The sequence below is a fragment of the Oryzobacter faecalis genome (assembly GCF_046764005.1).
Lineage (GTDB): Bacteria > Actinomycetota > Actinomycetes > Actinomycetales > Dermatophilaceae > Oryzobacter > Oryzobacter faecalis.
In genome coordinates this window covers 331,990-345,227 of record NZ_JBKOFW010000002.1, presented here as the reverse complement: position 1 = coordinate 345,227, position 13,238 = coordinate 331,990, and the positions used below count along the sequence as shown (strand labels likewise).

The window sequence follows — 13,238 nt, the reverse complement described above, 5'->3', positions numbered from 1 at the left end:
CGATGCGCGCGATCTGGAAGGGCGCGGTCTCCTTCGGCCTCGTCAACGTGCCGGTGCGGCTGTACTCCGCCACCGAGAACCACGACGTGCAGTTCCGCCAGGTGCACCGCGAGGACGGCGGGCGGATCCGGTACCGGCGCATCTGCCAGATCGACGGCGAGGAGGTCTCGTACGACGACATCGCCAAGGGCTACGAGACCGAGGACGGCGACATGGTCATCCTCACCGACGAGGACTTCGCCGACCTCCCCTCGCGCACGAGCAAGGAGATCGGCGTGACGAAGTTCGTCCCCGCCGACCAGATCGACCCCATGTGGCTCGACAAGAGCTACTACCTCGAGCCCGACAAGTCGGCCACCAAGCCCTACGTCCTCCTCCGTGACGCCCTCGAGAAGGAGAAGCGCGTCGCCATCGTCACCGTCTCCATCCGCACCCGCATGACGATGGCCGTCCTCCGCGTCCGCGACGGCGTCATCGTCATGCAGACGATGCTCTGGCCCGACGAGGTCCGCGCTGCCGACTTCGCCAACCTCGGCGGCGACGAGAAGACGTCCAAGCAGGAGATGGACATGGCGAAGATGCTCATCGACCAGCTCGCCGGCGACTACGACCCCGACGAGTACGAGGACGACTACGCCCTCGCCGTCAAGGAGCTCGTCCGCGCCAAGGTCGAGGGCGGCGAGGTCCGGGCCATCGAGACCGAGGAGGAGGAGTCCGGCGAGGTCGTCGACCTGCTCGCCGCGCTCGCCCGTTCGGTCGAGAAGGCCAAGGCCGGCCGGGGTGAGGCGCCCGCCCCCGCGAAGGAGCCGGCGAAGAAGGCCCCGGCCAGGAAGACCGCAGCCACCACGACGAAGAAGGCCGCCGCGAAGAAGGCCCCGGCCAAGAAGACCGCGGCGAAGAAGACCGCGAAGAAGGCCAGCTGAGCGTGAGCACCGTGAGCACCCGCCGCACGTACGTCCTCGTCGACGGCGAGAACCTCGACGCCACCCTCGGCTCGTCCGTCCTCGGCCGGCGACCCCAGCCCGAGGAGCGGCCGCGCTGGCAGCGCCTCACCGACCACCTCGAGGACCGCTGGGGCCAGCCCGCCACCGGCCTGTTCTTCCTCAACGTCTCCGGCGGCACCCTGCCGCTGCCCTTCGTCCAGGCGCTCCTCGCCAACGGCTACCGCCCCGTCGCGCTCACCGGCGACGAGGGCGAGAAGGTCGTCGACATCGGCATCCAGCGCACCCTCGACGCGCTGCGCGACCACGAGGACGCCGATGTCGTCCTCGCCAGCCACGACGCCGACTTCGCCGCTCACCTGCGCACGCTCGTCGAGGACGGTCGCCGCGTCGCCGTCGTCGGGTTCCGCGAGTTCACCGCGGGCGCCCTGCAGATCGAGGGCGTCGAACACATCGACCTCGAGCACGACGTCGGCGCGTTCAACTCGCGCCTGCCGCGCGTGCGCGTCATCCCGCTCTCCGAGTTCGACCCGGAGGAGTTCCTCGGATGACGTCGGCGCGTCGCGGATGACGGCGCGCCACCGGGCCACCGCGGGCGTCGTCCGCGCCGCCTAGGCTGGCGGGCATGCCCGAGGGTCACACGCTGTTCGCGCTCGCCCGCGACCTCCACGAGGCCTTCGCCGGGTCGAACCCGGAGGTCACGAGCCCGCAGGGCCGGTTCACCGAGGGCGCCGCCGAGCTCACCGGCCGCGAGCTGCTCCGTGCCACGAGCCGCGGCAAGCACCTGTTCGTCGAGTTCGCCGGTGACCGGTGGCTGCACGTCCACCTGGGCCTCATCGGCACCTTCACCGTCGACAGCCACGAGTGGACGGCCGAGGTCCCCGCCGTCGGGCAGGTCCGCCTCCGGCTGCGCACGGGGGAGCACGTCGCCGACCTGCGGGGGCCCAACCTCTGCGAGGTCGTCACCCCCGAGCGCGTCGACGCCGTCCTCGCCGGGCTGGGGCCCGACCCCCTGCGCCCCGACGCCGACCCCGACGTGGCGTGGACGCGCATCCACCGGTCGGGCCGGTCGGTCGCCGAGCTCCTCATGGACCAGTCGGTGCTCGCCGGCGTCGGCAACGTCTACCGCTCCGAGGTGCTCTTCCGGCACCGGCTCTCGCCGTTCACCGAGGGCCGCAGGCTCAAGCGCGCGTCGTGGCGGCTCATCTGGGCCGACCTCGCCCGCCTCATGCCTCTCGGTGTCACGACGGGGCGGATCGTCACCGTCGAGGAACAGGTGCTCGAGGTCGAGGCGGCGCTCGGCCGCGGCGAGGTCCCCCGCCTGCTCGAGCGCACCTCCGCCGTCTACAAGCGGGCCGGCCAGCCCTGCCCGGTCTGCGGGTCGAAGGTCCGCACGCAGGTCGTCGCCGGCCGCAACCTGTTCTGGTGCGGCCGCTGCCAGCGCCGCAGCTGACGGCCGGGAGGAAGCCCGCGGGGCCTGAGCAGGGGTTTCCCGTCTGCCCTGAGCGAACACGGAACACGCGCCCGGCGGCCCCACGTTGACACCCTCGAACGATGCGCCGCCCACACCTCGGACCCGAGTCCACAAGGACACCGTCAGGGACAGGCGGCGCGACTAGCATCGAGGGTGACTCGACGTCAGGAGAAGCACCATGTTCGAACGGTTCACCGACCGCGCCAGGCGCGTCGTCGTGCTCGCCCAGGAGGAGGCACGGGGGCTCAACCACAACTACATCGGGACCGAGCACATCCTCCTCGGCCTCATCCACGAGGGTGAGGGAGTGGCCAGCAAGGCCCTCGAGAGCCTCGGCATCTCGCTGGAGGCCGTCCGCGAGCAGGTGCAGGAGATCATCGGCCAGGGCCAGCAGGCCCCCACGGGCCACATCCCGTTCACCCCGCGGGCCAAGAAGGTCCTCGAGCTGAGCCTGCGCGAGGCGCTGCAGCTCGGCCACAACTACATCGGCACCGAGCACATCCTCCTCGGCCTCATCCGTGAGGGCGAGGGCGTCGCGGCCCAGGTGCTCGTCAAGCTCGGCGCCGACCTGTCCCGCGTCCGCCAGCAGGTCATCCAGCTGATCTCGGGGTACCAGGGCGGCAAGGAGGGCCCCTCCTCCGGTGGCGGCGCCACCCAGGGCGGCCCCGCCGAGGGCACCCCTGCCGGCTCCCTCGTCCTCGACCAGTTCGGCCGCAACCTCACCTCCGCCGCCCGCGAGGGCAAGCTCGACCCCGTCATCGGCCGCGAGAAGGAGATCGAGCGGGTCATGCAGGTGCTCTCGCGCCGCACGAAGAACAACCCCGTCCTCATCGGCGAGCCCGGCGTCGGCAAGACCGCCGTCGTCGAGGGCCTGGCCCAGGACATCGTCCGAGGCGAGGTCCCCGAGACCCTCAAGGACAAGCAGCTCTACACCCTCGACCTCGGCGCGCTCGTCGCCGGCAGCCGCTACCGCGGTGACTTCGAGGAGCGGCTGAAGAAGGTCCTCAAGGAGATCCGCACCCGCGGCGACATCGTCCTGTTCATCGACGAGATCCACACCCTCGTGGGTGCGGGTGCCGCCGAGGGCGCCATCGACGCGGCCTCGATCCTCAAGCCGATGCTCGCCCGCGGCGAGCTCCAGGTCATCGGCGCGACGACCCTCGACGAGTACCGCAAGCACATCGAGAAGGACGCCGCACTCGAGCGCCGCTTCCAGCCGATCCAGGTGGCCGAGCCGACGCTCGCGCACGCCATCGAGATCCTCAAGGGCCTGCGCGACCGCTACGAGGCTCACCACCGCGTCTCCATCACCGACGGCGCCCTCGTGGCGGCAGCGAACATGGCCGACCGCTACGTCAACGACCGCTTCCTCCCGGACAAGGCGATCGACCTCATTGACGAGGCGGGCGCGCGACTGCGCATCCGCCGGATGACCGCACCGCCGGACCTGCGCGAGTTCGACGAGAAGATCGCCACCGTCGTCCGCGAGAAGGAGTCGGCCATCGACGGCCAGGACTTCGAGAAGGCCGCGCGCCTGCGTGACGACGAGAAGAACCTGCGCCACGAGAAGGCCAAGCGCGAGGCCGAGTGGAAGTCCGGCGACATGGACGTCATCGCCGAGGTCGACGAGGAGCTCATCGCCGAGGTCCTCGCCGCGTCCACGGGGATCCCGGTGTTCAAGCTGACCGAGGAGGAGTCCAGCCGCCTGCTCCACATGGAGGACGAGCTGCACAAGCGGGTCGTCGGCATGGACGACGCCATCAAGGCGCTGTCCCAGGCCATCCGCCGCACCCGTGCCGGCCTGAAGGACCCCCGCCGTCCCGGTGGCTCGTTCATCTTCGCCGGCCCGACCGGTGTGGGGAAGACCGAGCTCGCCAAGACGCTCGCCGAGTTCCTCTTCGGCGACGAGGACAGCCTCATCCAGCTCGACATGTCCGAGTACAGCGAGAAGCACACCGTGTCACGGCTGTTCGGCTCGCCCCCCGGGTACGTCGGGTACGAGGAGGGCGGCCAGCTCACCGAGAAGGTGCGGCGCAAGCCGTTCTCGGTCGTGCTGTTCGACGAGGTCGAGAAGGCCCACCCGGAGATCTTCAACTCCCTGCTGCAGGTGCTCGAGGACGGCCGCCTCACCGACTCCCAGGGTCGGATGGTCGACTTCAAGAACACCGTCATCATCATGACGACCAACCTCGGGACCCGGGACATCTCCAAGGGCACGCTCGGCTTCTCGGCGGGCCCGGACACGCGCTCGGACTACGAGCGGATGAAGGCCAAGGTCACCGACGAGCTCAAGCAGCACTTCCGCCCCGAGTTCCTCAACCGCGTCGACGACACCATCGTCTTCCCGCAGCTGAGCCAGGCCGAGATCGTCCAGATCGTCGACCTCGAGATCGCCAAGCTCGACAAGCGGCTCAAGGACAAGGACATGGGGATCGAGCTCACCCCGGCCGCGAAGAACCTCCTCGCGACCAAGGGCTACGACCCGGTCCTCGGTGCCCGTCCGCTGCGCCGCACGATCCAGCGCGAGATCGAGGACGTGCTCTCGGAGAAGATCCTCTTCGGCGAGCTGAAGTCCGGCGAGATCGTCGCGGTCGACGCCACGGGCGAGTCCAAGGACGACGGCTTCACCTTCGAGGGGACGCCGCACTCGCGGGCCATCGAGGTGCCGGTGGTCGCCGCCGAGGGCTGAGCCGAGGCGACGCCCTCCGCGACGAGGCCCCCGACCCGCTGGGTCGGGGGCCTCGTCGCGTTCCCGGGGCCAACTCACCCCGCGCCGGGGGATTTGACCCAACTTTTGCCCTTCCTTGACCCGCCTCCAACCACCCGTGGCGCAGGATTGTTCCTGCAAGGGCCTCCGGGGCACCTTGCACGAGCGGCCCGCCACCACCCCTGCGGTGGCGGGCCGCCACCATCTCCGCCTTTCCGGGACGGGAGAGGGTGGTGGGTCGCCGGCAGCTCCCGCACCGCTGTGCTCCAGTGCGCGGGACGGCCCGGGTGTGCCGAGCCGACGACCCGCCACTCACCGCCCGGGATACGCTCGGGCCGTGACCGCCGCCGAGCGCCCCCCGCTCCCCCGCCCGCCGGGGTCCCTGGCGATCCGGGCCGCCCGCACCGCCGACGTCCGCGCCATCCGCGCGCTCGTCGCCCCCCTCGCCGAGCGTCGCGTCCTGCTGAACAAGGAGGCCGTGGCCTACTACGAGTCGGTCGGGGACTTCGTCGTCGCCGAGCTCGACGGGGAGGTCGTCGGCTGCGGGGCCCTCCACGTCCTGTGGGAGGACCTCGGCGAGGTCCGCACGCTCGCGGTCCACGAGTCCGCGCTGGGGCACGGGGTGGGATCGGCCCTGCTCGACCGGCTGGTCGCGCGCGCCCGCGACCTCGGCCTGTCCCGGCTGTTCTGCCTCACCTTCGAGACCGCGTTCTTCTCGCGGCACGGGTTCGAGCCCATCGAGGGCCAGGCGGTCGACCCCGAGGTCTACCTCGAGCTGCTGCGCTCCTACGACGAGGGCGTCGCCGAGTTCCTCGACCTCGAGCGGGTCAAGCCGAACACCCTCGGGAACACCCGGATGCTCCGCGTCCTCTGAGGCTGCCCGTCCCCCGAGCGTGCGCGCACGACGGCGTCAGGAGGGGGCCGTGGGGGTCAGGCCGGCGAGGAGGCGCTCGCGCTCCTGCGCCAGCAGCTGCGCGCGGCGACGGCGGCCGGCGAGGACGCGCCGCGCCAGCAGCAACCCGCCCGCGAGCAGGAGGAACAGGCAGAGCGGGACGGCGAGCCCCACGAGGAGCGAGCGGTCGGCCCGGTCGGTGACCTCGCGGGCAGCCGCGGTCGCCTCGTCGAGCCGTCCCTCGCCGAGCAGGTCGACGGCCTCCACGGCCCGGCCGTCGACGCCGAGGACGGCCGCACCGAGCTCGCTCAGCGGGTCGCGGTCGGCGCGGGCCGCCCGGCGAGCCTCGCCGACGGCGGTCACGGCGGTCGCCGCCTTGGGCAGCGAGGTCGCGAGCGCGGCGTACTGCTCGTCCTGCTCGGCCTTCTCGTACGCGTCGCGGATGACGTCGGGCACCTCGGTGCCGACGCGCTTGGCGGCGTCCTGGACCGCGACCGCCCGCGCGCCGAGGGCCTCGATCTTCGCCCGCACCGACGCGGCGCGCTCGAAGTCCCAGGACGTCATCGCGTCGCGCAGGCCGTCGGGCGGCAGCCATGCGCCGTCGGCGGTGTCGAGGGCGGCGTAGGCCGTACGCTCCTGCGCCCGTGTCGGCAGGCGCTCCTTCTCGTCGTCGGTGAGGGCCCAGCGGGCGAAGACGGACGCGGCGTCCTCCACCCCGGCCCGGGTCTCGAGCAGGTCCAGCCAGCGCGCCCACGTCGTGCGGCCACCGTCGGGGTCGCGCGTCCCGGCGGCGTCGTAGGCCCGTTCCCCGCGGATGGCAGCCCGCACGACCTCGGCGAACGCCGCGTCGTCCAGGCCCTTGGTCACGGCGGCGGTCGCCCGGTAGGCGGCCGGGTAGGCGTACGCGTCGACGTCGCCGGAGCGCTCGGCGCTGCCCCACTCGTTGAGGGGCAGGTTGTCCTTGCTCGTCGGGCTCACCGTCGGGTGGGTGCGCACCTCACCGCCGGTCACCCGGATCGCGCGTTCGGCGACGACCTGGGCCAGGCCCTCGGACACCCACCGCTCGTCGAACCGGTCGCCCTGGAGCCACGCGTGCGAGAGCTCGTGGAAGATGAGGTCGGCGTCGAGCTGCTCGCCGACGACGATCTCGTCGTCGCTCGGGTCGAACCAGCCGTCGTAGCCGTACACCGAGGGGGCGGCGTCCTCGCGGATCCGCTCGAGGCCGCCGGGCCACGGCGTCCCGACGAGCTTCTCCAGCACGGGGATCCCCGTCGTCACCTTGTCGGCGACGAAGTCGCCCCACTTCGTGTCGTCGGTGAAGCCGCTGAGGATGAGCGAGGTCCCGGCGACGTCGACGGTCCGCTCGTCGACCTGCTTCGGGTCGCGGAGGGAGACGACGGCGAAGAAGCCGCCGTCGGGGTCGTTCTCGGTCGCCGTCCACGTCGTCGACCCGCCGGACTCGGCCGAGGAGAACGCCTCGCTCGTCGCGTCGAACGACATCGCCGAGGGCGCGACGACCTCGACGCGGTTGCGTCCCTCGTCGCCGACGCCGTAGACGGCGAACGACGCGTAGCCGGGCCCGACCCGCGTCGAGTCCTTCGACCGGGGCTTCTCGCCGGGCACCTCGAAGGTGAGCTCGATGGTGCGGCTGCGGTCGTACAGCAGGTTCGGGAAGGTGATCCGGGCCAGCCTGGTCGAGGCGTCGTCGGTGGGGCGCAGGGACACCGACAGGGACCGACCGTTGCTGCGCGCGCGCACCTTCTCGGCACCGGCCGGCACCGGCACGGCGAACGCGTTGTAGAAGTAGTAGGTGTTGCCCCGGTCGGGGGTGACGTTGCGCAGCTCGAGCCGGATCGAGGCCTTGACGGTGGTCCGCTTCGCGTCGAGGACGTACCGGCTGACCGCCCCGGTGGCCAGGCCTTCGTCCGCGACCGCCGACGGGGCGGCCAGCAGCATCGCTGCGACGACCGCCGTCACCCAGGGCGCGCGGCGCCCTCTCGTGTCCCCCACGATGTCCGTTCCTCCAGCTCGGCCCGGCCTGCTCGCCGGTTCTGGCGTGCTGGAGGAAGCGTAAGCCGCCGGTGTCGGGGGCGACAGCCGGTTCTGCGTGGTGTCGCAGGGGGCCTCGGGTCAGCCGAGCCGCTCGAGCATCGCCCGCATCTGGGCGATCTGCTTGGTCTGCGTCACGGCGATGTCGTCGGCCGTCTCCTCGACCCGGGGGTCGGACCCCGAGGCGCCACGCTTCCCGACCATGTCGATCGCCCCCTCGTGGTGCCTGACCATGAGGGTGAGGAAGAGGCGGTCGGCCTCGGGCCCCGTCGCCGCGGCCAGCCTGGACATCTCCTCCCGGGTCGCCATCCCGGGCATGGCGTGGGTGCCGTGGTCGGTGAGCCGGGGGTTGGTGGCCTCCGGCGGGACGTCCTGCCCGCGGCCCTCGAGCCAGCTCGCCATCGCGTCGATCTCGGGGCGCTGCTCGTCGCGGATGCGGGAGGCGAGGGCGCCCACCTCGCTGTCGGTGAGGTCGGGCAGGACCGACTCGACCATGACGAGCGCCTGGGCGTGGTGGACGATCATCTCCTGGAAGAAGCGGGTGTCCGCGGGAGAGGCCGTGGGGCTGAAGGAGGGGGCCGCCGCCGACCCGCTGAGCGTGGCGTTCGGCTCCCCGGGCTGGCCGGGCTGGATGACGGGGGCGCTCGGCGTCACCGCGCTGACCGCCGGCAACGAGCCCTCGTCCGAGGTGCACCCGGTGAGGAGGGCGGCGAGGCAGAGGGCTCCGGCGGCCCAGGTGGGCGCGGTACGGCGGGGGCGGGTCGGGCTCGTCACGCGTGCACTCTAACTGCGGTGCGGCACGTCGAATTTCTTTACCTCCCCATGACCCTTTGGACTTCCTGTGTGGGCGAGGATGGCGAAACCCACACCCCTGACGGCGCGCCCTCGCCATCCCTCGACGGCGCCCCGTCCGACACACACGAGGTGGACATGAAGCGCACGCGAACCCTCGCGGTTGCAGCGGCAGGACTGCTGATGACCGCACTGGGAGGCATCGGAGCGGCCTCCGCCGGAGACGGACTCGGTGTCTCCGGTACGGCTCTCGCGCCGGACCAGATCGGCTACAGCAAGAACATCAAGCACCTGAGCAACACCCCGCACGTCGGCCCGTTCGTCGGCCAGTTCGGCACGGACCTCGCCTTCCAGGGCAACCGCGCCTACGTCGGCAACTACCAGGGCTTCATCATCTACGACATCTCCGACCCCGAGGCGCCGGTGACCCTGTCGCAGGTCAACTGCCCGGGTGCGCAGAACGACATCAGCGTCCGTGGCAACCTCGTGTTCCTGTCGACCGACTCCTCGCGCAGCGACGACAGCTGCTCCAGCGTCGCCCAGACCGCGGCGAACAAGGCGTCGTGGGAGGGCATCAAGATCTTCGACGTCTCCGACGTGCGGAACCCGAAGTACATCAAGTCGGTCGAGACCAACTGCGGGTCGCACACGCACACCGTCGTCCCGGGCGCGGACGCCGACTACCTCTACGTGTCCTCGTACGGGCCGCGCGCGGACTTCCCCGACTGCCAGCCGCCGCACGACCTGATCTCGATCATCAAGGTGCCGCACGGCGCCCCGACGACGGCCAGTGTCGTCGCGACCCCCGTCCTCTTCCCGGACGGCGGCAACACGAACACGGCCGGCTGCCACGACATCACGGCCTACCCGGCCAAGAAGATCGCGGCGGGCGCCTGCATGGGTGACGGCGTCATCATGGACATCTCGAACCCCGAGGCCCCGGTGGTCAAGGAGACGGTGCGCGACACCAACTTCGCCTTCTGGCACTCGGCCACGTTCAACGCCGACGCGTCCAAGGTCGTCTTCACCGACGAGCTCGGCGGTGGCGCCGGCGCCACCTGCAACGAGGCCATCGGGCCGAACCGCGGGGCCAACGCGATCTACGACCTCGGGTCGGACAACCAGCTGACCTTCAAGTCGTACTACAAGATCCCGCGCCACCAGAACAACACCGAGAACTGCGTCGCGCACAACGGCTCGATCATCCCGGTCGACGGTCGTGACGTCATGGTCCAGTCCTGGTACCAGGGTGGCGTCTCGCTGTGGGAGTTCACCGACTCCAGCGCCCCGAAGGAGCTCGACTACTTCGAGCGCGGTCCGCTCGTGCCCACCAACCTCGGCGGCTCGTGGTCGGCGTACTACTACAACGGGTTCGTCTACAGCTCGGACATCCAGAAGGGCTTCGACGTCCTCATGCTCAAGGACCCGACCCTGCGCACGGCGAACTCGGTTCGCCTGCGGGAGTTCAACGCCCAGACGCAGCCGGTCTACCCGATCCGCTGACGTCCCTCCTCACCGGACGGCCCGCCCCACACCGGGGGCGGGCCGTTCCGCGTGCGGGCCGTTCCCGGGAGGTGCCGCGCCGTCAGGGCCGGGTGACGCCGACCCGGTCACCCGGCCGGACGCGGCCGGGCACGACGACCCGGGCGTTGAGGCCGCGCAGGCGCATCGGCCGTCCCACCTGGCCGTTGACGAAGCGCATCGCCTCGGCACCGAAGCGGTCGACGAACTTCGCGCACCCCGTGTGCGGCGGTTCGGTGACCTCGATGACGGCACCGCGCACGTCGAGGTCCCCGATCGTGAGGAGCGACCCTGTCGGCAGGTTCTCGTGCGAGAGGTCGAGGTCGAGGTAGAGCTGGTCGCCGGCGAGGGCGCGCCGCGCTGGGTCGACCGCGAGGAAGCCCGCGAGCGAGGCGTTCACGACGTTGAGCTGCATGTCCGGGTGCGGCCCGCCGTCGCCGGTCCGGCTGCTCCCGCGCACCGCCCAGGTGTCGCCGACGAGCCCGACCGCGAGGTCGAGCTCGCCCTCCTCGAGGACCTCGCGCTCGCCGGCAGCCGGGCGGCGGACCACGAGCTCGAGCGTGCCGGCGTCCTTGGGGGCCGCCTGCAGCGTGGGGAGGAAGGCGTGCAGCTCCTCGGGCGTGCGGTGGACCGGAGCGGGGGCGTGGGTGCCGGCGGGTGCGGTCGTCGTCATGGGACCAGTGTGGCGCCGGGCCCGGGTGCTCACGCCACCCGGTTCCGGGTGGCGGTCGGACTCGTCGTCAGGCGGGGAGGCGGTACCGGTCGTCGGCGAGCGGCTCGAGCAGGCCGTCCTCGACGAGCGAGCCGATGCACCGGTCGACCTGTGCCGGGTCCTCGCCCGCGTCCTCGAGGTCGGTGCGCGCCACGGCGCCATGGGCGTCGCGCAGCCGCTGGAGGACGGCGCCGCGCACCTGCCGGTCGGTGCCGTGCCAGGCCTGGCCGCGTCGGGCAGGGCCGTCGTGGGGCGGGCGGCCGTCCCGCACCCAGGCGCACCGGTCGAGCAGCGGGCACCGGTCGCACTGGGGGGTCCGGGCGCGGCACACGAGCGCGCCGAGCTCCATCACGGCGACGTTCCACGTCGAGCTGTCGCGCTCGTCCTCGGGGAGCAGCGCGGTCGCGAGCCGGGTCTCGGCGGCCGTGAGCGCGGGTGCGGGGTACTCGCGGCCCTCGACCACGCGGACGAGGACGCGACGCACGTTGGTGTCGACGACGGTCGCCCGCCGCCCGAAGGCGAACGCCGCCACGGCGGCGGCCGTGTAGGCCCCGATGCCGGGGAGGGCGCGCAGGGCGTGCTCGTCGGCGGGGACGACCCCGCCGTGCCGCTCGGTGACGGCGACCGCGGCCTCGCGCAGGCGCAGCGCCCGCCGTGGGTAACCCAGCCGGCCCCAGGCGCGCACGACCTCGCCCGGCGCCTCCGCGGCGAGGTCCGCGGGTGTGGGCCAGCGCTCCATCCACGCGCTCCAGACCGGCGCCACGCGGGCGACCGGGGTCTGCTGGGCCATCACCTCGGAGACGAGGACACCCCACGGCGAGCAGTCGGGCGTGCGCCACGGGAGGGCGCGCGCGTGGGTCGCGTACCAGCGCAGGAGGCGCTCGTGGAGGACGGCCGCGTCCATCGCGGACAGCAGCGGGTCAGGGGTGGTGCGGGCGGTCACGACGACCCGGCGTCAGACGTAGCGCTCGAGGATGCTCGACTCGGCGAGCCGCGACAGGCCCTCGCGGACGAGGCGCGCGCGACCCTCACCGACGCCGTCGACGTCCATGAGGTCGTCGATGTTCGCGGCGAGCAGCTTCTGCAGACTGCCGAAGTGGCCGACGAGCCGGTCGACGATGGCACCCGGCAGGCGCGGGACCTTCGACAGCAGGCGGTGGCCCAGCGGGCTGACCGAGGAGTCGAGGGCGTCGCCGACGATGGTGAAGCCCATGGCGCGCGCCCCCGCCGAGGGGTCGAGCAGCTCGGTGGAGTCGATGGCCGTGAGGTTGGCGATCGCCTCGTCGAGGTCGTAGCCCGCCTTGGCCTCGGGGAGGTAGTCGCGGATGACGAGGCCGAGGTCGTCGGACAGGCCGCCGGTGAGCTCCTCGAGCTGGAGGCTGAGCAGTCGCCCGTCGGTGCCGAGCTGGACGACGTAGTCGGCGATCTCGTCCTTGATCCGGCGCACCATCTCCAGGCGCTGGAGGACGTTGGCGACGTCGCGGACGGTGACGAGGTCCTCGATCTCCAGCGCGGACAGGGTGCCGGTGACCTCGTCGAGGCGCGACTTGTAGCGCTCGAGGGTCTGCAGCGCCTGGTTCGCGCGGGACAGGATCGCGCTGGAGTCCTCGAGGACGAGGCGCCGGCCGGCGACGTAGAGCGCGATGATCCGCATCGACTGGCTCACCGACACGACGGGGTAGCCGGTCTGCTTCGCGACGCGTTCGGCGGTGCGGTGCCGGGTGCCCGACTCGCTCGTCTCGATGCGCGCGTCGGGCACGAGCTGGGTGGCGGCCCGCAGGATGCGGGTGACGTCGCGGTCGCAGACGATGGCACCGTCCATCTTCGCCAGCTCGCGCAGCCGGGTGGCGGAGAACTCGACGTCGAGCGGGAACCCACCGGTGGAGACCTGCTCGACGACGCGGTCGTTGCCGAGGACGATGAGCGCGCCGGTGCGACCGCGCAGGATCCGCTCGAGGCCGTCGCGCAGCTCGGTGCCCGGGGCGACGGCGGCCAGGGTGGCACGCTGGAGCTCGTCGTCGTTCGGCTGTACCGCCACGCTCGCTCCTCGTGCTCGTGCCCTTGGTGTGGACCCCCGGGGCCGCGGTGGGGCCACGACCGGTCAGCGCATCCTATCCGTCCCGGGGGCCGCGGCGCCGCCGGGAACGGCC

The 13,238-nt window shown here is 72.1% G+C and carries 11 protein-coding genes; 6 read left to right on the top strand and 5 right to left on the bottom strand.

What is annotated here, in order from left to right:
- Positions 1-2: 2 nt before the first annotated feature.
- The 5 genes from ku to ACK8HX_RS05450 all read left to right on the top strand — a co-directional run bounded on the left by ku (position 3) and on the right by ACK8HX_RS05450 (position 5,996).
- Positions 3-923, top strand: a complete 921-nt coding sequence (gene ku / locus ACK8HX_RS05470; protein WP_411939649.1) for a non-homologous end joining protein Ku — start codon at positions 3-5, stop codon at positions 921-923.
- Positions 924-934: 11 nt separating this feature from the next.
- Positions 935-1,492: an NYN domain-containing protein gene (locus ACK8HX_RS05465; protein ID WP_411939648.1), complete on the top strand. Its 558-nt coding sequence runs from the start codon at positions 935-937 to the stop codon at positions 1,490-1,492.
- 74 nt (positions 1,493-1,566) lie between these two features.
- A complete protein-coding gene (locus ACK8HX_RS05460; protein ID WP_411939647.1) occupies positions 1,567-2,394 on the top strand; it encodes an Fpg/Nei family DNA glycosylase in 828 nt (275 codons plus the stop codon).
- A gap of 199 nt (positions 2,395-2,593) precedes the next feature.
- Entirely contained in the window at positions 2,594-5,104 is a 2,511-nt protein-coding gene (locus ACK8HX_RS05455; protein ID WP_411939646.1) for an ATP-dependent Clp protease ATP-binding subunit, read from the top strand.
- Between the two features lie 355 nt (positions 5,105-5,459).
- Positions 5,460-5,996: an amino-acid N-acetyltransferase gene (locus tag ACK8HX_RS05450; RefSeq protein ID WP_411939645.1), complete on the top strand. Its 537-nt coding sequence runs from the start codon at positions 5,460-5,462 to the stop codon at positions 5,994-5,996.
- Between the two features lie 36 nt (positions 5,997-6,032).
- Here the strand turns inward: ACK8HX_RS05450 and ACK8HX_RS05445 are convergent, their stop codons facing one another.
- Positions 6,033-8,024, bottom strand: a complete 1,992-nt coding sequence (locus ACK8HX_RS05445) for a gluzincin family metallopeptidase (RefSeq protein WP_411939644.1) — start codon at positions 8,022-8,024, stop codon at positions 6,033-6,035.
- Positions 8,025-8,144: 120 nt separating this feature from the next.
- Positions 8,145-8,837: a DUF305 domain-containing protein gene (locus ACK8HX_RS05440; protein ID WP_411939643.1), complete on the bottom strand. Its 693-nt coding sequence runs from the start codon at positions 8,835-8,837 to the stop codon at positions 8,145-8,147.
- A gap of 201 nt (positions 8,838-9,038) precedes the next feature.
- On the opposite strand from ACK8HX_RS05440, the gene ACK8HX_RS05435 reads away from it, so the two are divergent.
- Positions 9,039-10,358: an LVIVD repeat-containing protein gene (locus tag ACK8HX_RS05435; RefSeq protein ID WP_411939642.1), complete on the top strand. Its 1,320-nt coding sequence runs from the start codon at positions 9,039-9,041 to the stop codon at positions 10,356-10,358.
- 82 nt (positions 10,359-10,440) lie between these two features.
- Here ACK8HX_RS05435 and ACK8HX_RS05430 read toward each other — a convergent pair whose 3' ends face one another.
- The 3 genes from ACK8HX_RS05430 to disA all read right to left on the bottom strand — a co-directional run bounded on the left by ACK8HX_RS05430 (position 10,441) and on the right by disA (position 13,126).
- Positions 10,441-11,049, bottom strand: coding sequence for a hypothetical protein (locus ACK8HX_RS05430; RefSeq protein ID WP_411939641.1), 609 nt, complete (start codon positions 11,047-11,049; stop codon positions 10,441-10,443).
- Positions 11,050-11,116: 67 nt separating this feature from the next.
- The gene (locus ACK8HX_RS05425; RefSeq protein WP_411939891.1) at positions 11,117-11,992 is read right to left on the bottom strand and encodes an HhH-GPD family protein; all 876 of its coding nucleotides are present in this window, start codon (positions 11,990-11,992) and stop codon (positions 11,117-11,119) included.
- Positions 11,993-12,043: 51 nt separating this feature from the next.
- On the bottom strand, positions 12,044-13,126 hold the full coding sequence (gene disA, locus ACK8HX_RS05420; protein ID WP_411939640.1) for a DNA integrity scanning diadenylate cyclase DisA: 1,083 nt from the start codon (positions 13,124-13,126) through the stop codon (positions 12,044-12,046).
- Positions 13,127-13,238 lie beyond the last annotated feature (112 nt).

Excerpts from the sequence above, each read along its gene's own strand:
- ACK8HX_RS05425 (WP_411939891.1), bottom strand. The coding sequence starts at position 11,992 with ATGGACGCGGCCGTCCTCCACGAGCGCCTCCTGCGCTGGTACGCGACC.
- ACK8HX_RS05455 (WP_411939646.1), top strand. The coding sequence starts at position 2,594 with ATGTTCGAACGGTTCACCGACCGCGCCAGGCGCGTCGTCGTGCTCGCC.
- ACK8HX_RS05435 (WP_411939642.1), top strand. The coding sequence starts at position 9,039 with ATGACCGCACTGGGAGGCATCGGAGCGGCCTCCGCCGGAGACGGACTC.
- ACK8HX_RS05460 (WP_411939647.1), top strand. The coding sequence starts at position 1,567 with ATGCCCGAGGGTCACACGCTGTTCGCGCTCGCCCGCGACCTCCACGAG.
- ACK8HX_RS05430 (WP_411939641.1), bottom strand. The coding sequence starts at position 11,049 with ATGACGACGACCGCACCCGCCGGCACCCACGCCCCCGCTCCGGTCCAC.
- ku (WP_411939649.1), top strand. The coding sequence starts at position 3 with ATGCGCGCGATCTGGAAGGGCGCGGTCTCCTTCGGCCTCGTCAACGTG.